A 21,189-nucleotide genomic window follows, 5' to 3' on the forward strand; every position below is an offset into this window, starting at 1 on the left:
CAGAGCGGCGCCCGAACCGCAAGCTCCGATGACCGGTATCAGCGCCCAGCGAACGCCCCCGGGCGATGTCGGTGGCTCCGCATACACTTTCGAGGTGTCGATCGCGAATGCCGTAACAGACCCCTCGTCCACCCCCTCTCCCTCCTTCCACCGCTTCGTCAGCTCCCTCGACGAGTCGGTGTCGAAGCTGGTCGTCAGTGGCGCCCGGGTGCACAACCTGCACGACGTCGACCTCGAGATCCCGCGTGACTCGATGGTCGTCTTCACCGGTCTGTCGGGGTCCGGCAAGTCGTCGCTGGCCTTCGACACGATCTTCGCCGAGGGGCAGCGCCGCTACGTCGAGTCGCTGTCCGCCTACGCCCGCCAGTTCCTCGGGCAGGTCGACCGCCCCGACGTCGACTTCATCGAGGGCCTCAGTCCCGCGGTCTCGATCGACCAGAAGTCGACCAACCGCAACCCGCGCTCCACCGTCGGCACCATCACCGAGATCTTCGACTACATGCGCCTGCTCTGGGCGCGCATCGGCGTGCCGCACTGCCCCATCTGCAGCGAGAAGATCTCAGCGCAGACCGTGCAGCAGATCGCCGACCAGATGATGGAGCTCGAGGGCGGCACCCGCTATCAGATCCTCAGCCCGGTCGTCTCGCAGAAGAAGGGCGAGTTCGTCGACCTCTTCAAGGAGCTGACCGCCGGCGGCTACTCGCGTGCGATGGTGGACGGCAGCCTGATCCAGCTCAGCGATCCGCCGACCCTCAAGAAGCAGTACAAGCACGACATCTCGGTCGTGGTCGACCGCCTCGTCGCAGGCCCCGACATCCTCGGCCGCCTCACCGACTCCCTCGAGACAGCTCTGCGTCTCACCGACGGCATCGTGCAGATCAACTTCGTCGACGGTGAGGGCGAGGGCGCGTGGACCACCTTCTCCGAGAAGCTGTCCTGCCCCAACAACCACCCGATCTCGCTGACCGAGATCGAGCCGCGCACCTTCTCGTTCAACGCGCCTTTCGGCGCCTGCCCCGAGTGCTCCGGCCTCGGCACGCGCATGTCGGTCGACGACGAGCTGCTCCTCGGCGACCCCGACCTCAGCATCGCCGAGGGCGTCATCATCCCCTGGACCACCCAGGGCAAGGGCCTCTTCCAGTACTACGAGAAGCTGCTCGACGGCCTCTCGCGAGACCTCGGCTTCAAGCTGACCACCCCGTGGAAGCGCCTGAGCTCCGAGGTGCAGCAGGCAGTGCTGCACGGCGACAACTTCGAGGTCAAGGTCAAGTGGAAGAACCGCTACGGCCGTGAGATGAGCTACACCTCCGGCTTCGAGGGCGTCGTGCCCTACATCGAGCGCCAGTACGTGCAGGCCGAGACGGATGTGCAGCGCACCCGCTGGTCCGAGTTCCTCCGCGAGGTGCCCTGCCCCGTCTGCAAGGGCTCGCGCCTCAAGCCCGAGGTGCTCGCCGTCCTCGTGCACGGAGCGAGCATCGCCGACATCGCCGACCTCAGCCTCGGCGACGCGCAGGAGTTCATGGGCCGGCTCGAGCTGACCCCGCGCGAGGCGACGATCGCCGCGCAGGTCCTCCGCGAGATCCGGGCGCGCCTCGACTTCCTCATCGAGGTCGGGCTCAACTACCTCAACCTCTCGCGAGCGGCCGCGTCGCTCTCCGGAGGCGAGGCCCAGCGCATCCGACTGGCCACCCAGATCGGCTCCGGACTCACCGGCGTGCTCTACGTGCTCGACGAGCCGAGCATCGGCCTGCACCAGCGCGACAACCGCCGCCTCATCGACACCCTGCTGAAGCTCCGCGACCTCGGCAACACGCTGATCGTCGTCGAGCACGACGAGGACACCATCCGCACCGCCGACTGGATCGTCGACATCGGCCCGGGCGCCGGCGTCAACGGCGGAAAGGTCGTGCACTCCGGCTCGTACGACGCCCTGCTCGAGAACACGCACTCGCTCACGGGCGACTACATCTCGGGCCGCAAGTCGATCGACATCCCGAAGAAGCGCCGCAGGATCGACCGCAAGCGGATGATCAAGGTCGTCGGGGCCAACGCCAACAACCTCCGCAAGGTCGACGTGGAGTTCCCCCTCGGCACCTTCGTCGCGGTCACCGGAGTCTCGGGGTCGGGCAAGAGCACGCTGGTCAACGACATCCTCTACCGGGTGCTCGCCAACCAGCTCAACGGGGCGCGCAAGGTGCCGGGCAAGCACACCCGCGTCACCGGCCTCGAGAACCTCGACAAGGTCGTGCACGTCGATCAGAACCCGATCGGCCGCACCCCGCGCTCCAACCCCGCCACCTACACCGGCGTCTTCGACCGCATCCGCAACCTCTTCGCCGAGACGACCGAGGCGAAGGCCCGCGGCTACCTCCCGGGCCGGTTCAGCTTCAACGTCAAGGGCGGCCGCTGCGAGGCCTGCTCGGGCGACGGCACCATCAAGATCGAGATGAACTTCCTGCCCGACGTCTACGTGGCCTGCGAGGTCTGCGGGGGAGCGCGCTACAACCGCGACACCCTGACGGTCCACTACAAGGGCAAGAACATCGCCGAGGTCCTCGACATGCCGATCGCCGAGGCGGCCGAGTTCTTCGAGCCGATCACCTCGATCCACCGCTTCCTCAGAACGCTCGTCGAGGTCGGCCTCGGCTACGTGCGGCTCGGGCAGAGCGCGACGACGCTCTCGGGCGGCGAGGCGCAGCGCGTCAAGCTCGCCACTGAGCTGCAGCGCCGCTCCAACGGCCGCAGCGTCTACGTGCTCGACGAGCCGACCACCGGTCTGCACTTCGAGGACGTCCGCAAGCTCCTCCTCGTGCTGAACTCGCTCGTCGAGAAGGGCAACACGGTCATCACCATCGAGCACAACCTCGACGTCATCAAGTCGGCCGACTGGCTGATCGACATGGGTCCCGAGGGCGGTGCCGGCGGCGGGCAGGTCGTCGCGATCGGCACACCGGAGCAGGTGGCGAAGGTCGCGGAGAGCCACACCGGCGGGTTCCTGGCCGAGATCCTCGGGCGATAGCGCGGCCGGGCGAGCACGGGGCATGGCGCAGACACTCGACTACCGGCCCAAGGCCGGCGAGATCCCGACCCTCCCGGGGGTCTACCGATTCAAGGACGCGAGGGGCCGGGTCCTCTACGTGGGCAAGGCCAAGAACCTGCGCGCGCGGCTCAGCAACTACTTCGCGCCGCTGCCGAGCCTGCACGAGCGGACCCGGCGGATGGTCACCTCGGCGTCGGGCGTCGAGTGGACCGTCGTCGGCACCGACGTCGAGGCACTGCAGCTCGAGTTCACCTGGATCAACGAGTTCGACCCCCCGTTCAACGTCAAGTTCCGCGACGACAAGTCGTACCCCTACATGGCGGTGACCCTCGGCGACGAGGCGCCCCGGGTGATGGTGACCCGCAACTCCAAGATCCGCGGAGCGAGGTACTTCGGCCCCTACCCGAAGATCTGGGCCATCCACGAGACCATCGATCTGATGATCAAGGCCTTCCCGATCCGCACCTGCAACGACTCGAACTACAAGCGGGCCATGCAGAGCGGGAAGCCGTGCTTCGCCTCCCAGATCGGCCGCTGCGGCGGTCCCTGCTCGCACCGCGTCACCTTCGCGGAGCACCGCGGGATGGTCGACCGGTTCGTCGCGTTCATGGGCAGCCACGACCGGAGGATGATCGGCGAGCTCGAGAAGGAGATGCGCGAGGCCGCCGGCGAGATGCAGTACGAGCGCGCCGGCAAGCTGCGCGATCAGGCCGCCGCTCTCGACGCCGTGCTCGCCAAGAGCGCGGTCGTGCTCAAGGACAACGTCGACGTCGACCTCTACGCGATCGTGCACGACGAGCTCGCGGCGTCCGTGCAGCAGTTCCGCGTGCGGGGCGGACGCATCCGCGGCGAGCGCGGCTGGGTCGTCGACAAGGAGCTCGACATGACGACGGCCGAGCTCGTCGACACGGCACTCCAGGCGGCCTACGAGAACGGCGACATCCCGCCGAAGGAGGTCGTCGTCCCCGAGCTGCCGGAGGACAGCGAGGCGCTCGAGGAGTGGCTCTCGAGCCTCCGCGGCGCCAACGTCCGGCTGCGGGCGGCGCAGCGCGGCGACAAGGCGGCGCTGCTCGAGACCGCGACGCAGAACGCCGGTCACTCGCTGATGCTCTACAAGACCCGCCGCTCGGCCGACTTCACCGCGCGCACCCAGGCGCTGGAGGACATCCGCGACGCCCTCGACATGACCGAGGCCCCGCTCCGGATGGAGTGCTACGACGTCTCGCACCTCAGCGGCACCAACATCGTCGCGTCGATGGTCGTCTTCGAGGACGGCCTCGCCCGCAAGGACCAGTACCGCCGGTTCTCGATCGCGGAGTCGACCGACGACACGGAGTCGCTGCACCAGGTCCTCACCCGGCGACTCGCCTACCTGAAGGAGCCGGTCGAGCCGGCGATCCTCGATCCCGAGACGGGGGAGGCGAAGCGCCGCAAGTTCGCCTACCCGCCCCAGCTCCTGATCGTCGACGGCGGTCAACCGCAGGTCGCGGCCGCCCAGCGCGCCCTGGACGAGTCCGGAGTCACCGGGATCACCCTGTGCGGCATCGCCAAGCGACTCGAGGAGATCTGGCTCCCCGACTCCGACTTCCCGGTGATCCTGCCGCGCAACAGCGACGCCCTCTTCCTCTTCCAGAGGATCCGCGACGAGGCCCACCGCTTCGCCATCACCCACCAGCGCCAGCGCCGCAAGCGCGACATCGCGTCGCAGCTCGGCGAGATCCCCGGGCTCGGTGGCACGCGGGTGCGCGATCTGCTCAAGCACTTCGGATCCGTCGCGCGGCTGCGCGAGGCCTCCGACGCCGAGATCGCCGAGGTGAAGGGGATCGGGCCGACGCTGGCCGCCGCGATCCACGGATACCTGCACCCCTGACGCCTCCGCCCGGTGTCGGGCCCACGCCCTAGGCTGGACATCCGACCCTCCGAGGAGGGCGCGGGCCCCCGTCACGAGCGACGCAGAACTCACGAGCGACGCAGAACTCACGAGCGACACAGCACTTTTCGAGCGCCACAGACACTTTCGAGCGACACAGATACGAGCACGGAGAACCCATGAGCACGGAGAGCGAGCAGCAGGACGTGCTGATCGTCACGGGGATGTCGGGTGCCGGCCGGTCCACGGCCGCGAACGCCCTCGAGGACCTCGGCTGGTACGTGGTCGACAACCTCCCGCCGCAGATGCTCCGACCCCTGGTCGACCTCGCCCAGCGCGCGGGCGACACGCTGCCGAAGATCGCGGCCGTCGTCGACGTCCGCGGGCGCGACTTCTTCGCCGACCTCGGCGAGATCGTGCGCGAGCTCAAAGCGGGTGTCGACCTCCGCGTCGTGTTCCTCGAGGCGACCGACGCTGCCCTGGTGCGCCGCTTCGAGCAGGTGCGGCGCCCGCACCCGCTGCAGGGCCGAGGCACGCTGCTCGACGGCATCTCGGCGGAGCGCGGACGGCTGGCGCAGCTGCGCGAGTCCGCCGACATCGTGATCGACACCTCCGACCTCAACATCCACCAGCTCGCGACGACCATCACGGAGCGATTCGCCGAGGCCGGGCGTGCGGGCCTCCAGATCACCGTGATGAGCTTCGGCTTCAAGTACGGCCTGCCGACCGACGCCGACATGGTCGCCGACGCGCGCTTCCTCCCCAACCCGTACTGGATCCCCGAGCTCCGCCCGCACACCGGGCTCGACGAAGAGGTGAGAGAATACGTGCTGGCCCAGCAGGGGGCGGAGGAGTTCATCGACTCCTACTCGCGAGCCCTGCGCCCGGTGCTCGACGGCTACCAGCGCGAGAACAAGCGCCACGCGACGATCGCCATCGGCTGCACGGGGGGCAAGCACCGCTCCGTCGCGGTCGCCGGACGCATCGCGGCCCGACTGGCCGAGCTGCCGGGAGTCGCCGTGAACGTGGCGCACCGCGACCTCGGCCGAGAATGATTCCCGCGCGCTCCGCCGCGCACCCGACGTAAGGAAGACTCCGTGGCCCTCACCGCAGACGTCAAGGGCGAACTGGTCGCGATCGTCTCGCGCAAGAACACCGTCCGTGCCGCCGAACTGGCGACCGTCCTCCGCTTCTCCGGCGGACTGCACATCATCTCGAACCGCCTCGCGGTCGAGGTCGAGCTCGACTCCGCAGCTCTCGCGACCCGCGTGCGCCGCGATCTCGCAGAGCTCTACGGCGTCCGCAGCGAGGGCACCATCATCTCCGCCGGCGGATCGCGCCGGACGACCAGCTGGCTCGTCCGCGTGGTCGAGGGCGGCGACACGCTCGCCCGGCAGACAGGGCTGCTCGACCAGCGCGGTCGCCCGGTGCGCGGCCTCCCGAACCGGCTGACGACGGGCTCCCGGGAGGAGCTCGCCGCAGTCTGGCGCGGCGCCTTCCTCGCGCAGGGCTCGCTGACCGACCCGGGCCGCTCGGCGGCGCTCGAGATCGTCTGCCCCGGCAACGAGTCGGCGATGGCCATCGTCGGCGCGGCCGGCCGCCTCGGCGTGCAGGCGAAGTCGCGGGAGGTGCGCGGTGTGCACCGGGTCGTCGTCCGCGACGGCGAGAGCATCAGCGCGATGCTCACCCTGATGGGCGCCACCTCGACGGTGGCGAGCTGGGAGGAGCTGCGCCAGCGACGCGAGGTGCGCGCGACCGCGAACCGGCTCGTCAACTTCGACGACGCCAACCTCCGCCGGTCGGCGCAGGCCGCCGTCGCCGCGTGCTCGCGTGTCGAGCGCGCGATGGAGATCCTCGGCGACGACATCCCCGAGCACCTGCGCTACGCCGGTCGACTCCGGCTCGCGCACCGCGACGCGAGTCTCGACGAGCTCGGCCACCACGCCGACCCCCCGATGACGAAGGACGCGGTCGCCGGTCGCATCCGCCGCCTCCTCGCGATGGCCGACAAGCGCGCCGCCGACCTCGACATCCCCGGCACCGACGCGAACCTCCCGGCCGAGCTGCGCGACCTCTGAGCCGTCCACCCGGCGAACGCTGAGTGTCTCCTGGTTGAACGGGGGAGACCGTCCGAGTGCGCGGGTGCCCCGTCACTAGACTGGAAACGTCGCTCGGACACGCCGACCCCCGCTCCAGCGCCTCGCGCTCGGACGGTCGGAGCCGGTGGGACTGCCGAGGTCGACGACCACGAACAGGAGATCGCACATGGCTGACTACACGCTCGCCGAACTGCCCTACGACTACTCGGCCCTCGAGCCGAACATCAGTGGGCGGATCATGGAGCTCCACCACGACAAGCACCACGCCACCTACGTGACGGGCGCGAACACCGCCCTCGCCGCGCTCCAGGAGGCCCGCGACACCGAGAGCCTCGCGAACGTCAACAAGCTCCAGAAGGACCTGGCGTTCAATCTCGCCGGTCACGTGAACCACACCGTGTTCTGGAACAACCTCTCGCCCGACGGCGGCGACAAGCCGGTCGGCGAGCTCGCCGCGGCGATCGACGACAACTTCGGCTCGTTCGACAAGTTCCGCGCCCACTTCACCGCCTCCGCCCTCGGCATCCAGGGCTCCGGCTGGTCGATCCTCGCGTGGGACTCGCTCGGCGAGAAGCTCATCATCGAGCAGCTCTACGACCACCAGGGCAACCTCGCCGCGGCGACCGTGCCGGTGCTGCTGCTCGACATGTGGGAGCACGCCTTCTACCTCGACTACGTCAACGTGAAGGCCGACTACGTCAAGGCGTTCTGGAACATCGTGAACTGGGCCGACGTCTCCGCGCGCTTCGAGAAGGCCCGCGAGAAGACTTCGGGCCTGCTGCTACTGTCATAGCGATCTCGGCGTCCCGGGCCTCTGCGCCCGGGACGCCCGGGCCGGTTCCCACCGGCCCACTGCGATCAACACCCTCCACTGCACCGTCGAGGTGCCCTTCCTCATCAGGAGATATCTGTGTCCGTCAAGATCGGCATCAACGGCTTCGGCCGTATCGGCCGTAACTTCCTCCGTGCGGCCCTCGCCAAGGGCAGCGACCTCGAGATCGTCGCGGTCAACGACCTCACCGACAACAAGGCGCTCGCGCACCTCCTGAAGTACGACTCCATCACCGGACGCCTCGACGCGACGGTGGAGCTCGACGGCGACAAGATCGTCGTCAACGGCAAGCCGATCATCGTCCTCGAGGAGCGCGACCCCGCGAACCTCCCCTGGGGCGAGCTGGGCGTCGATGTCGTCATCGAGTCGACCGGCCGCTTCACCAAGTCGGAGGATGCGCGCAAGCACATCACCGCCGGCGCCAAGAAGGTCATCGTCTCGGCACCCGCCTCGGGCAGCGACGTCGCGACCATCGTCCTCGGCGTCAACGAGGGCACCTACGACCCCCAGGTGCACGACATCGTCTCGAACGCGTCCTGCACCACGAACTGCCTCGCGCCGCTCGCCAAGGTGCTGCTCGACAACTTCGGCATCGAGCGCGGCCTCATGACCACGGTCCACGCCTACACGGCCGACCAGAACCTGCAGGACGGCCCGCACAGCGACCTCCGTCGCGCGCGCGCCGCCGCGGTCAACATCATCCCGACCTCGACCGGTGCCGCCAAGGCGCTCGGCCTCGTCATCCCCGAGCTCGTCGGCAAGCTCGACGGCTACGCACTGCGCGTCCCGGTCCCGACCGGCTCGATCACCGACCTCACCGTCGAGCTGACCACGCCGGCCACCGTCGAGGAGATCAACGCGGCGTACAAGGCCGCGGCCGAGGGCGACCTCAAGGGCATCCTCAAGTACACCGAGGACCCGATCGTCTCGAGCGACATCGTGACCGACCCGCACTCGTCGATCTTCGACTCCGGCCTCACCAAGGTCATCGGCAACCAGGTCAAGGTCGCCTCCTGGTACGACAACGAGTGGGGATACTCCAACCGCCTCGTCGACGTCGCCGAGCTCGTCGCCGGCAAGCTCTAGGGCTCGCAGCAGTGACCTTCCGCACTCTGGACTCACTGGGTGCACTGTCGGGCAAGCGCGTCGTCGTCCGCTGCGATCTGAACGTCCCCCTGAAGGACGGTTCGATCACGGACGACGGCCGCGTGCGCGCGTCCGTCCCCACGCTCCAGCGGCTCGTCGCCGAGGGTGCCCGAGTCGTGGTCGTGAGCCACCTCGGGCGCCCCGACGGGGAGCCCGACCCGAAGTACAGCCTCGCGCCGGTCGCGAAGCGACTCGGTGAGCTCCTCGACGCCCCCGTGGCGTTCGCCGGCGACACTGTCGGCGACGAGGCCTCCTCCGCGGTCGAGGCCCTCGGCGACGGCGAGATCGTCGTCCTCGAGAACCTGCGCTTCAACGCAGCCGAGACCAGCAAGGACGCGGACGAGCGCCGCGCCTTCGCCGAGAAGCTGGCCGCCTTCGGCGACGCCTTCGTCTCGGACGGCTTCGGAGTCGTCCACCGCAAGCAGGCGAGCGTCTACGAGCTCGCGCAGCTGCTCCCGAGCGCTGCCGGCACTCTGATCGCCGCCGAGCTCGAGGTCCTCGACCGCCTCACCGAGAAGCCGGAGCGCCCCTACACGGTCGTGCTCGGCGGATCGAAGGTCTCGGACAAGCTCGGCGTGATCGAGCACCTGCTGCCGAGGGTCGACTCGATCCTCATCGGCGGAGGCATGCTCTTCACCTTCCTCAAGGCCCAGGGCCACGAGGTCGGTGCGAGCCTGCTCGAGGCCGACCAGGTCGACGTCGTGCTCGGCTACCTCGCGAAGGCGAAGGAGCTGGGCGTCGAGATCGTCCTGCCGACCGACGTCGTCGTCGCCTCGAAGTTCGGAGCCGACGCGGAGCACGAGGTCGCTGCGGCCGACGCCATCGAGGGCACCCCGTTCGGAGCGAGCGGACTGGGCCTCGACATCGGCCCGGACACTGCGAAGCGCTTCGCCGAGATCGTCGCTGCGTCGAAGACGGTGTTCTGGAACGGCCCCATGGGCGTCTTCGAGCTCGAGCCGTTCGCGGCGGGCACGAAGGCCGTCGCCCAGGCCCTCACCGAGGTCGACGGACTCAGCGTCGTCGGCGGAGGCGACTCGGCCGCGGCAGTGCGCGCCCTCGGCTTCGAGGACGGGCAGTTCGGCCACATCTCGACGGGAGGCGGCGCGAGCCTCGAATTCCTCGAGGGCAAGCGACTCCCCGGACTGGAGGTCCTCGGATGGCAGTAGACAGCACGGGAGGAGCTCCCTCTTCCCTCGGGCGGACGCCGCTCATCGCGGGCAACTGGAAGATGAACCTGGACCACCTCCAGGCCATCGCCTTCGTGCAGAAGCTCGCGTGGAGCCTGAAGGACGCGAATCACGACTTCGACGGTGTCGAGGTCGCAGTGTTCCCGCCCTTCACCGACCTCCGCCCGGTGCAGATCCTCGTCGACTCCGACAAGCTGCCGCTCAAGTACGGCGCGCAGGACCTGTCGAAGTTCGACAGCGGGGCCTACACCGGTGAGATCTCGGGTCAGTTCCTGAAGCAGCTCGACTGCGACTACGTGATCGTCGGGCACTCGGAGCGTCGCACGCTCCACGCCGAGACGGACGCGGACATCGCGGCGAAGTCGGCTGCGGCGATCAAGCACGGCGTCGCACCGATCATCTGCGTCGGAGAGACCGCCGAGGACCTCGAGAAGCACGGCCCGTCGGCCGTGCCCGTCGCGCAGCTGAAGGAGGCCCTCACCGGCCTGCCCGCGGACGCCGACCTCGTCGTCGCCTACGAGCCGGTCTGGGCCATCGGCTCCGGCCAGGCCGCCACGCCCGAGCAGGCCCAGCAGGTCTGCAAGGCGCTCCGCGACGTCGTCTCCGACATCCTCGGAGCCGACACCGCGGCGAAGACACGCATCCTCTACGGCGGCTCCGTGAAGTCCGGCAACATCGCCGGCTTCATGCGCGAACCCGACGTCGACGGCGCCCTCGTCGGAGGCGCCAGCCTCCAGGTCGACGAGTTCGCAGCGATCGCCCGGTATCGGAACCACGTGGGCGTCTGACGTTCTGCATCTGAAGGGGTGGGCCATTGGCCCACCCCTTCAGTCGTGTTGGAAGCCAGCGTTCGGGTTACTGGGTTCCGATATCCACGCCGCTCCTCGCGCGGCGTGGCGCAGTCGGCTTCTCGAGGTGGTCGCGTCCCGCAGAGCGTCCTGCGCACGGCTACGCCGATTCGCTGGCACGCGAATCGTCGGTTCGGCAGTGCTGTCCTCCCCGCCGCTCTTCGCGCGGCGCGGCGCAGTCGGCTCCCGACGATGGGCATGTCCCGCAGAGCGTCCTGCGTCCGGCTACGTCGATTCGCTGGCACGCGAATCGCCGGTTCGCCTCCGCCCGTGCGGCGATCTGCAGACCAAGCTCCAGAGGACCTGTCGCCGGCATCCTGCTGGCCGAGTAGCCGCTGGAGGCGGCGTATCGAGACCCACCTCCCTTCGAACCTCGGTCCCGAGTCCCGTCCTCCGGACGCGGACGGGAGGGGCGGCCTCGTCGCGGCGCCTGGCTCGGGTCTGGCGGGCGCCGCGCAGCGGCGCGGGATGGCGCCGCGACGAGGCCGCCCCTCCCGTCACTCTTCAGAGCGCCCCGCGCCTCCCGTCATCCGCCGCCACGTATACCGCTCGCCGTAACAGGGGGTGTGGTTTCGTCGGGGGATTCGCAGGCGCCCGTTATACTCGACGGGGCGCGCAACGCGCCAGAACTTCGAAAGGTACCGCGTGGACATCCTCCAGGTCGTGCTCCAGGTCGTCCTGGGCATCACGAGCCTCCTGCTCACCATGCTGATCCTGCTCCACAAGGGGCGCGGCGGCGGTCTGTCCGACATGTTCGGCGGCGGAGTGACCTCGAACCTCGGCGCCTCGGGCGTCGCAGAGCGCAATCTGAACCGCATCACCGTGATCCTCGGTCTCGTCTGGGTCGCCAGCATCGTGGTTCTCGGTCTCATCACCAAGTTCGACACCGGAGCATAGGGGTACACGGAATGGCATCAGGCGGCAGTGCAATCCGCGGTTCGCGCGTCGGCGCGGGACCCATGGGCGAGCAGGACCGAGGCTTCCACGCGGAGCGCGTCGCGGTCTCCTACTGGGACGCTCTCGGCAACGAGACGGTGCGCCACTTCTCGGCGGCGCTCCCCGAGGACGAGATCCCCGAGGTCATCGACTCTCCGCAGTCGGGTCTCCCGGCCGGTCGCGACCGGGCGAACCCGCCTCAGGTCGCGAAGACCGAGCCCTACAAGACGCACCTCGCGTACGTGAAGGAGCGTCGCACCGAGGCCGAGGCCGCGCAACTCCTCGAGGAGGCGCTCCAGCAGCTCCGCGCGCGCCGCGGGACCGCGACGCCGTCCTGATCGGCCCCACGGCCGACGAACGACGAAGGGCCCGACCCCCGCGAGGGAGTCGGGCCCTTCGTCGTTCTCACGGGCCGGACGGTCCGGTCCGGCCCGGCTCAGTAGCTCGGCGCGATGAGCGACTCGGGGACCTCGGCTGCGGCCTCCTGGTCGACGAAGAACACCGTGCGCTTGCGGCCGAACGCGCCGGCGGCCGGCACCTCGTTCGTGCTGGCGCCCGCGAGTGCCAGACCGAGCGCGGAGGCCTTGTCGGCACCCGCCAGGACCATCCAGACCCGGTCGGACTGATTGATCAGAGGCAGCGTGAGCGTGAGGCGCTCCGGCGGCGGCTTGGGCGAGTTGCGGACGGCCAGCACACCGGGCTTCGGGTGGCGGATCGCGGAGCGCTCGGGGAAGAGCGACGCGATGTGCCCGTCGGGGCCGACTCCGAGGAAGGTGATGTCGAAGCGCGGGTAGTCGCGGCCCTCGGTCGCGTGCGCGCGGAGCTCGGCGTCGTACTGCGTGGCGGCGGCGTCGAGGTCGATGCCCTCGTCGGAGGCCGGATACGAGTGGACGTTCTCACTCGGCACGTCGAGTGACGCGAACAGGTCGCCTGCCTGCACGTCGTTGCGGTCCTCGTGCCCGCGGGGGACCCAGCGCTCGTCGCCCCACCAGAAGTGGACCCGCGTCCAGTCGACGTTCCCCGCGGCCGAGGAGCCGGCGATCTCCTTGAGGGTCGCCGCCCCCATCGTGCCGCCCGTCAGGACGACGTTCGCCGACCCGAGGTCGTCGAGGATGTCGATCGTCTTGGTCAGGAAGCGCGCGGCGACCGAGCCGGCGAGGGTCTGCTTGTCTCGGTGGACGAGCACACGACGTTCGGTGGTCATGCAGGGTCTCCTTCTGGTGGTCGCCGATCGGCGGATGGTCGACTCCGGGTCAGGAAGCGTCGGCCCGCGAGCGGGCCGACGACATCAGGACGCGCTGCGGGCCCCGGACTTCTCCGAGAGCATGTCCACACCGCGCGAGATCACTTCACCGTACAGGTCATCGGGGTCGAGCCTGCGCAGCTCCTCCGCCAGGCAGTCGCGGAGACTGCGGCGGGGGAGCGAGATGTCGTGGACGGGCTGATCCGGCTGGGTCAGCGTCGCCACGTTCGGGATCGAGCGCTCGAGCTCGATGACGCCCGACTCGCGGAAGAGACGGACCCCGTGGATGCCGCTCGATCCGGTCGCGCTGATGGTGAGCTCGTGGTCGACGGGGATGTCGAGCTCGAGCTGCAACCAGGCGGCGAGCAGGATCGTCGAGGGGGAGTCCGGGGCTCCCGAGACCTCGACCGCGGTGATCGACTCGTACGGCGGCTGGTCGAGGACCGCCGCCAGCTGAGCGCGCCACAGCGTGAGCCGGGTCCAGGCGAAGTCGGTGTCGCCCGGGGCGTAGGTGGAGGCGAGGTGGTGCAGCGCCTCCGCCGGGTTGGACTGCGCGGACGCGTCCGTGATGCGGCGCTGCGCGATCCGGCCGATGGGCGACTGGGAGGCGCTCTCGGGCGCGCTGTTCGGCCACCAGGCGACGACGGGCGCATCGGGCAGGAGCAGACCCGTGACGAGGCTCTCCTCGTCGCTCGCGGCGTCGCCGAACGGGCGGAGCACGACGACCTCGCTGGCCCCCGCATCGCCGCCCACGCGGATCTGCGCGTCGACCCGGGGGGTCGCGTCGACGGGCACCGTGGTGAGTCCGTCGTCCTTCGAGACGACGATGACGCGCATCGGGTGCTCGCGCGAGGCGTCGTTCGCGGCGTCGATCGCCTCCTCCTCGTGACCCCGGGAGGTCGCGATGATGAGGGTGAGGACGCGGCCGAGGGCGACGGCGCCGCCCTCCTCGCGGATCTTGACGAGAGTCTTCGAGACCTCGCTGGTCGTGGTGTCGGGCAGATCGACGATCATGGACGCCTCCAGGTGCGGCCGTCGCGAGCGAGGAGCTCGTCGGCGGAGTCGGGGCCCCAGGTTCCGGGGCGGTACTGCTCGGGCTGGCCCTGCGTGCTCCAGTACTCCTCGATCGGGTCGAGGATCTTCCAGGACAGCTCGACCTCCTCGTGCCGCGGGAACAGCGGCGGCTCGCCCAGGAGGACGTCGAGGATGAGGCGCTCGTAGGCCTCGGGGCTGGCCTCGGTGAACGCGTGGCCGTAGCCGAAGTCCATCGTGACGTCGCGCACCTGCATGCCGGCGCCGGGGACCTTCGAGCCGAAGCGCATGGTCACGCCCTCGTCGGGCTGCACGCGGATGACGAGCGCGTTCTGGCCGAGCGAGGTGGTCTGGCTCTCGGCGAAGAGCTGCTGCGGCGCGCGCTTGAAGACGACGGCGATCTCGGTCACGCGGCGGCCGAGGCGCTTGCCCGCACGCAGGTAGAACGGGACGCCGGCCCAGCGGCGGGTGCCGATGTCGAGGCGCATCGCGGCGAAGGTCTCGGTGGTCGAGGTCGGGCTCATGCCGTCCTCCTCGAGGAAGCCGAGGACCTTCTCGCCGCCCTGCCAGCCGCCGGAGTACTGACCGCGCGCCGTGACCGTGGAGAGGTCCTTCGGCAGGCGGACGGCGGCGAGCACCTTCTCCTTCTCGGCGCGCAGGTCGGCGGCGTCGAACGAGATCGGCTCCTCCATCGCCGTGAGGGCGAGGAGCTGCAGCAGGTGGTTCTGGATGACGTCGCGAGCGGCGCCGATCCCGTCGTAGTAGCCGGCACGGCCGCCCACTCCGATGTCCTCGGCCATCGTGATCTGGACGTGGTCGACGTAGTTCGAGTTCCAGAGCGGCTCGTACATCATGTTGGCGAAGCGCAGCGCCAGGATGTTCTGGACGGTCTCCTTGCCGAGGTAGTGGTCGATCCGGAAGACGGAGTCGGGCGGGAACACCGACTCGACGACGGCGTTCAGCTCTCGGGCGGTCTTGAGGTCGCTGCCGAAGGGCTTCTCGATGACGACGCGTCGCCACTGGCCCTCCTTCTGCTCGGCGAGGCCGGAGCTGCGGAGCTGCTCGGTCACCTGCGGGAACGACTTCGGCGGGATCGAGAGGTAGAAGGCGAAGTTGCCGTTGGTGCCGCGCTCGCGGTCGAGCTCGTCGACGGTGGTCTTCAGGCGCGCGAACGCGTCGGGGTCGTCGAACTCGCCCTGCACGAAGCGGATGCCCTGCGCGAGCTGGGTCCAGACCTCCTCGTGGAACTCGGTGCGGGCGTACTTCTTGACGGAGTCGTGCACGACCTTCTCGAAGTCCTGGTCGTCCCAGTCGCGTCGGGCGAAGCCGACGAGCGCGAAGCCGGGCGGGAGGAGGCCGCGGTTGGCGAGGTCGTAGACCGCCGGCATGAGCTTCTTGCGCGACAGGTCGCCGGTGACTCCGAAGATCACGAGGCCGCTGGGGCCCGCGATCCGGTTCAACCGGCGGTCGAAGCTCAACCGCAGCGGGTTGAACTCGGGGGTGATGTCCACAGGCATGTGCAGTGTCCTTCTGTGTTCCTGGGTCTTCTGCGTGCCGGGGCGGCCGGGGATGCCGGCCGTGACGGCGCACTGCTCTCGGTGAGGGAGGGGGAGGGGACGCCCGCCCGCTCCGCTGAGGGCTTGCGATCGCGGCTCGCGAGGAGCCGCGGACGACCGCGGGCACGCCGCCCCCGCCTCGAGGGCGGGGAGCGGCGTGCCCGTCGGATCAGGTGTTGAGCGCCTCGAAGAGCGCCTCGAGGTCGGCCTCGGGGTCGGTCAGCGTCAGCGTGAGCACCGGGCGGCCGTGCTCCGCGAGCACGCTCGCGTCGCCGGCGGCCTGGGCGAGGATCAGCTGGCCGAAGGTGAACGGGCTCTCGGGGATCTCGAGGTCCACGTCCGCGCGCTCGGTGATCTGGAGGAAGACGCCGGTCGGCGCTCCACCCTTGTGGTACTGACCGGTCGAGTGCAGGAAGCGAGGGCCCCAGCCGAAGGTCACGGGACGCTGCGCCTGCGCGGCGAGGAGGTCGCGGACGCCCTCGAGCTGCGGGAGGGCGAGGCGGTCGACGTAGGCCTGGATGGAGACGTAGCCGCCCTCGCCCAGCTGCGCGAGCAGCAGGTCGACGGCCTGCGCCACGGTGGTGACGCCCTCGGTGACGGCGGCGGTCCCGGTCACCTCGATGCCGGCGTCCGTGAAGGCCGGCTGAGCCGGCTCGGGGCGCTTCTCGAGCAGTGCGCGGGTCGCGATCTTCGCCGACTCGACGTCGGGCTGGTCGAACGGGTTGATCCCGAGCAGACGGCCCGCGACGGCGACCGCGTACTCCCAGGTCAGCATCTGCGCACCGAGCGACCCGGAGAGGAGGATCTCGCCCTCGTGCCGGTCGCGCGGGAACAGGTGCAGCGCGGACGCGTCCTCGACGAGACGGACGACCTGCACGTCGGGCAGGTTCTCGGAGAGCTCGGGTGCGAGCGTGCCGAGGACGACGGGGAGGATGCCCGTGCCGTCCTTGCCGGTCGACTCGGCGATGAGCTGCTCCGCCCAGTCGGCGAAGCCCACGATGTGCGTGCCGTCGGCGACGATCGCGAGCTTGTCGCGGCGCGGGCTGGTCGCGGCGATGGCCGCGCCCAGGATCAGACCCGGGTTCTCGGGGGTGTCGACGGCCAGGCCGAGCGACGCCTCCGCCGCCTCGTCGAGCAGCGCTTCGATGTCGGCGCCGGCGAGACCGGACGGCACGAGACCGAAGGCGGAGAGCGCCGAGAAGCGTCCGCCGATGTTCGGGTCGGCGTTGAAGACGCGGTAGCCCGCCTCGCGCGAGGACGAATCGAGCGGCGAGCCCGGGTCGGTCACGATCACGATGCGGTCGAGCGGGTCGATACCGGCCTCGGTGAAGGCCTTCTCGTACGCCTTCTTCTGGCTCGCCGTCTCGACGGTCGAGCCCGACTTCGACGAGATCACGACGGCCGTGGTGGCGAGGCGGTCCTGCAGAGCGGCGAGGACCTGACCCGGGGCGGTCGAGTCGAGCACGGTGAGCTCGACGCCCGCCGTGCGGGTGATGACCTCGGGCGCGAGCGACGAACCGCCCATGCCGCCGAGCACGATGTGGTCGATGCCCTTGGCCTGGAACTCCTCGCGGAGGGCCAGGATCCGGGGGACCAGCGGGCGCGAGACCGTGGTCGACTCGGTCCAGCCGAGGCGCTTGGCCGACTCCTCCTCGGCCGCCGCTCCCCAGAGGGTGGGGACCTGGGCGGTGATGCCGGAGGCGACCTCGTCGGCGACGAGATCGGGGACGACGCGGTCGACGGCCTTCTCGGCGTCTCCGCTGACGTGGATCTGGATCGTCATGCTCAGGCCTGCGCCTTCGCGCCCTCGAGCGCCGCGGTCACGGTGTCGAGCAGCTCGTTCCAGGAGACGACGAACTTCTCGACGCCCTCCTTCTCGAGCAGCTCGGTGACGTCGGCGTACGAGACGCCCTGCGCGGCGACGGCGTCGAGGACGGCGTTCGCGTCGGCGTAGGACCCGGTGACGGTGTCGCCGGTGATGTCGCCGTGGTCGAAGGTCGCCTCGAGGGTCTTCTCGGGCATCGTGTTGACGACGCCGGCCGCGACGAGCTCGGTCACGTAGAGGGTGTCGGGGAGGTCGGTCGACTTGACGCCGGTCGAGGCCCACAGCGGGCGCTGGCGGTTCGCGCCCGACTCCTGGAGCAGGAGGGCGCGCTCGGTGGCGAACGCCTCGACGAAGACCTCGTAGGCGAGCTGCGCGTTGGCGACGCCCGACTTGCTCTTGAGCGCGCGGGCCTCGTCGGTGCCGACGGCCTCGAGGCGCTTGTCGATCTCGGTGTCGACGCGCGACACGAAGAACGAGGCGACCGAGTGGATGGTGGCGAGGTCGATGCCCGCCTCCTTGGCCTTCTCGAGACCGGCGAGGTAGGCGTTGATGACCGCGCGGTAGCGGGCGAGCGAGAAGATCAGGGTGACGTTGACCGAGATGCCGGAGCCGATGACCTCGGTGATGGCCTCGAGGCCCTCGACGGTCGCGGGGATCTTGATCATCGCGTTCGGACGGTCGACCTTGGCCCAGAGGGCCTTGGCCTGCTCGATCGTGCCCTGCGCGTCGTGCGCGAGGCCCGGCTCGACCTCGATCGACACGCGGCCGTCGTAGCCGTGGCTCGCGTCGTAGATCGGGCGGAAGATGTCCGACGCCGCGGCGACGTCGTCGGTCGTGATCTCGAAGACGGCGTCGGTCACCGAGGTGCCGGCGGCGGCGAGCTCGCGCACCTGGGCGTCGTAGGACTCGCCGTTCGCGAGTGCCGCGGCGAAGATCGTGGGGTTGGTGGTGACTCCGACGACGTTCTTCTCGTCGATCAGCTTCTGCAGTCCTCCGGAGGAGATGCGCGAGCGCGACAGGTCGTCGAGCCAGATGCTGACGCCGGCGGCGGAGAGCTCTGCGGTGGGGGTGTTCTCAGTCATGTCTCTTCTTCTTCGTGCGTAGGTGGAACGGGTCGTGGGGGGAGTCGTCGGGCTGACGGCGAAGGCCGCGTCCGTGGTGGACGCGGCCTTCGGGGTCAGGAAGCCTCGATCGACTCCTTCGCGGCGGTGAGGGCCGCGTCGGTGGTGATCCCGAACTCGCGGAACAGGGTCTTGTAGTCGGCGGAGGCGCCGAAGTGCTCGATCGAGACCGAGCGGCCGGCGTCGCCGACGTACTTCTGCCAGCCGAGGCTGAGGCCTGCCTCGATCGAGACGCGGGCCTTGACGGAGGAGGGGAGCACCTTCTCGCGGTACTCGGCGTCCTGCTCCTCGAACCACTCGAGCGAGGGAGCCGAGACGACGCGGGCGTTGACGCCCTCGCCCTTCAGCAGCTCGCGCGCCTCGACGGCGATCTGGAGCTCGGAGCCGGTGGCGATGAGGATGACGTCCGGCGTGCCGTTCGGGGCCTCGGCCAGGATGTACGCGCCGCGGGCGACGTTCGAGGCGTGAGCGAAGGTCTCGCCCTCGGCCTCGCCCTCGCCGCGCTCGAACACCGGGATGTTCTGGCGGGTGAGCGCCAGACCGGCCGGGCCCTCGCGGCGCGCCAGGATCGTCTTCCAGGCGTAGGCGACCTCGTTCGCGTCACCGGGGCGGACGATGTCCAGTCCCGGGATCGCGCGGAGGGCGGCCAGCTGCTCGACGGGCTGGTGCGTGGGGCCGTCCTCGCCGAGGGCGACGGAGTCGTGGGTCCAGACGTAGATCGCCGGCGCCTTCATGAGCGCGGCGAGACGGACCGCCGGGCGCATGTAGTCGGAGAAGATCAGGAACGTGCCGCCGAAGGGGCGGGTGTTGCCGTGCAGGACGATGCCGTTCAGGATCGCGCCCATGGCGTGCTCGCGGATGCCGAAGTGCAGCACACGGCCGCCCTTCTTGCCGGTCCACTCGTGGGTCGAGAACTCGGACGGGACGAACGAGCCCGCTCCCTCGATCGTCGTGTTGTTCGACTCGGCGAGGTCGGCCGAGCCGCCCCAGAGCTCGGGGACGACACCGGCGAGAGCGTTGATGACCTTGCCGGACGCGGCGCGGGTCGAGACCTCCTTGCCGGGCTCGAAGACCGGGAGGGCGTCCTCGACGCCCTCGGGCAGCTCGCCGCTCAGGACGCGGTCGAGGAGGACCTTCTTCTCGGGGTTCGCCGAGGCCCACGCGTCGAACTGCTCGTTCCACTCGGCGTGCGCCGCCTGGCCGCGCTCGACGGCCTTGCGGGTGTGCTCGATGACCTCGTCGGCGACGTCGAAGGTCTTCTCGGGGTCGAAGCCGAGCACCTCCTTGAGGCCGCGCAGCTCGTCGGCGCCGAGGGCGGAGCCGTGGATCTTGCCGGTGTTCTGCTTCTTCGGCGACGGCCAGCCGATGATCGTGCGCAGGATGATGAGCGACGGCTTGTCGGTCTCGCCCTTCGCGGCCTCGATCGCGGCGTGGAGCTCGGCGACGTCCTCGTGGTACTCGCCGGTCTTCTTCCAGTCGACGACCTGCACCTGCCAGTCGTAGGCCTCGTAGCGGGCCTTGACGTCCTCGGTGAAGGCGATGTTGGTGTCGTCCTCGATCGAGATCTGGTTGGAGTCGTAGATGACGACGAGGTTGCCGAGCTTCTGGTGGCCGGCCAGCGAGGACGCCTCGCTGGTGATGCCCTCCTGCAGGTCGCCGTCGCCGGCGATCACGTAGACGAAGTGGTCGAACGGCGAGTCGCCCGCGGCGGCCTCGGGGTCGAACAGGTCGCGCTCGAAGCGCGAGGCGTAGGCGAAGCCCACGGCCGAGGCGAGACCCTGGCCGAGCGGCCCGGTCGTGATCTCGATGCCGTCGGTGTGTCCGTACTCGGGGTGCCCGGGGGTCTTCGAGCCCCAGGTGCGCAGCGCCTTGAGGTCGTCGAGCTCGAGGCCGTAGCCGCCCAGGTAGAACTGGACGTACTGGGTCAGCGAGGAGTGGCCGACCGACAGGATGAAGCGGTCGCGTCCGATCCAGGTGGCGTCGGACGGGTCGCGGCGCATGACCTTCTGGAACAGGAGGTAGGCGGCGGGCGCGAGGCTCATGGCGGTTCCGGGATGGCCGTTGCCGACCTTCTCGACCGCATCCGCGGCGAGGACCCTCGCCGTGTCGACTGCCTTCTCGTCAATGGATTCCCATTGCAGTTCTGACACTTGGTACTGACCCTTCTCGAGACGTGGGGGAGACGGGGACCGTCCGCCCTCTCGCATGGTGGAGCACGCCGCATGACGACTTCGGCACGATGCTCCGGCGACGATCCTCTTCATGCGCGTCGTGACCGATCGGTCGGACGGGCGGCGGAAGCGTGCCGGCGGCTCTGGCGAGCACGTCCGATCATACCGAGGGGGGTGCGCCGGGCCGCGGGGGTTGCGGGGTCGCATATGTCGGCGATCGATTGGACAAGCGTGCACTCCCGGCGTCCGCCTCGGCGACGCGCATTACACTCGTTCGGGATCG

16 protein-coding genes are annotated in these 21,189 nt (G+C 69.7%); 10 read left to right on the forward strand and 6 right to left on the reverse strand.

The annotated features are described in order from the left end of the window. Window positions 1-94 precede the first annotated feature (94 nt). From uvrA to GRS96_RS11185, 10 genes are all read left to right on the forward strand, one after another. Window positions 95-3,019 carry an excinuclease ABC subunit UvrA gene (uvrA, locus tag GRS96_RS11140; protein ID WP_442966615.1) on the forward strand — a complete coding sequence of 975 codons (2,925 nt, stop codon included), beginning with the start codon at window positions 95-97 and terminating at the stop codon, window positions 3,017-3,019. A gap of 22 nt (window positions 3,020-3,041) precedes the next feature. Continuing rightward, entirely contained in the window at window positions 3,042-4,910 is a 1,869-nt protein-coding gene (uvrC, locus tag GRS96_RS11145; RefSeq protein WP_159988481.1) for an excinuclease ABC subunit UvrC, read from the forward strand. A gap of 179 nt (window positions 4,911-5,089) precedes the next feature. Next, entirely contained in the window at window positions 5,090-5,965 is an 876-nt protein-coding gene (rapZ, locus tag GRS96_RS11150; RefSeq protein WP_159853487.1) for an RNase adapter RapZ, read from the forward strand. 42 nt (window positions 5,966-6,007) lie between these two features. Continuing rightward, entirely contained in the window at window positions 6,008-6,988 is a 981-nt protein-coding gene (gene whiA / locus GRS96_RS11155; protein ID WP_159853489.1) for a DNA-binding protein WhiA, read from the forward strand. 187 nt (window positions 6,989-7,175) lie between these two features. After that, window positions 7,176-7,802 (forward strand): superoxide dismutase, encoded by a 627-nt coding sequence (locus GRS96_RS11160; RefSeq protein ID WP_159853491.1) that lies wholly within the window; start codon window positions 7,176-7,178, stop codon window positions 7,800-7,802. Between the two features lie 117 nt (window positions 7,803-7,919). Beyond that, a complete protein-coding gene (gene gap / locus GRS96_RS11165) occupies window positions 7,920-8,927 on the forward strand; it encodes a type I glyceraldehyde-3-phosphate dehydrogenase (protein ID WP_068207959.1) in 1,008 nt (335 codons plus the stop codon). 11 nt (window positions 8,928-8,938) lie between these two features. Next, window positions 8,939-10,153 carry a phosphoglycerate kinase gene (locus tag GRS96_RS11170; RefSeq protein WP_159988482.1) on the forward strand — a complete coding sequence of 405 codons (1,215 nt, stop codon included), beginning with the start codon at window positions 8,939-8,941 and terminating at the stop codon, window positions 10,151-10,153. Then, a complete protein-coding gene (gene tpiA, locus GRS96_RS11175; protein WP_159988483.1) occupies window positions 10,144-10,962 on the forward strand; it encodes a triose-phosphate isomerase in 819 nt (272 codons plus the stop codon). Before GRS96_RS11170 ends, tpiA begins: the two co-directional genes overlap by 10 nt. Before the next feature lie 705 nt (window positions 10,963-11,667). Continuing rightward, entirely contained in the window at window positions 11,668-11,919 is a 252-nt protein-coding gene (secG, locus tag GRS96_RS11180) for a preprotein translocase subunit SecG (protein ID WP_056042800.1), read from the forward strand. 11 nt (window positions 11,920-11,930) lie between these two features. Then, entirely contained in the window at window positions 11,931-12,296 is a 366-nt protein-coding gene (locus tag GRS96_RS11185; RefSeq protein ID WP_055791968.1) for an RNA polymerase-binding protein RbpA, read from the forward strand. Window positions 12,297-12,394: 98 nt separating this feature from the next. On the opposite strand, the gene pgl is transcribed toward GRS96_RS11185, so the two are convergent. From pgl to tkt, 6 genes are all read right to left on the reverse strand, one after another. Beyond that, window positions 12,395-13,162: a 6-phosphogluconolactonase gene (pgl, locus tag GRS96_RS11190; RefSeq protein WP_159853497.1), complete on the reverse strand. Its 768-nt coding sequence runs from the start codon at window positions 13,160-13,162 to the stop codon at window positions 12,395-12,397. Window positions 13,163-13,246: 84 nt separating this feature from the next. Beyond that, window positions 13,247-14,215, reverse strand: coding sequence for a glucose-6-phosphate dehydrogenase assembly protein OpcA (locus tag GRS96_RS11195; protein WP_159853499.1), 969 nt, complete (start codon window positions 14,213-14,215; stop codon window positions 13,247-13,249). Continuing rightward, window positions 14,212-15,750 (reverse strand): glucose-6-phosphate dehydrogenase, encoded by a 1,539-nt coding sequence (zwf, locus tag GRS96_RS11200; RefSeq protein WP_159853501.1) that lies wholly within the window; start codon window positions 15,748-15,750, stop codon window positions 14,212-14,214. Before zwf ends, GRS96_RS11195 begins: the two co-directional genes overlap by 4 nt. A gap of 208 nt (window positions 15,751-15,958) precedes the next feature. After that, entirely contained in the window at window positions 15,959-17,572 is a 1,614-nt protein-coding gene (locus GRS96_RS11205; protein WP_159988484.1) for a glucose-6-phosphate isomerase, read from the reverse strand. Between the two features lie 2 nt (window positions 17,573-17,574). Next, window positions 17,575-18,696 (reverse strand): transaldolase, encoded by a 1,122-nt coding sequence (gene tal / locus GRS96_RS11210; protein WP_159988485.1) that lies wholly within the window; start codon window positions 18,694-18,696, stop codon window positions 17,575-17,577. 95 nt (window positions 18,697-18,791) lie between these two features. Further along, entirely contained in the window at window positions 18,792-20,885 is a 2,094-nt protein-coding gene (gene tkt / locus GRS96_RS11215; protein WP_159988486.1) for a transketolase, read from the reverse strand. Window positions 20,886-21,189 lie beyond the last annotated feature (304 nt).

Origin of the sequence: Rathayibacter sp. VKM Ac-2803 (assembly GCF_009807175.1) — a bacterium.
Lineage (GTDB): Bacteria > Actinomycetota > Actinomycetes > Actinomycetales > Microbacteriaceae > Rathayibacter.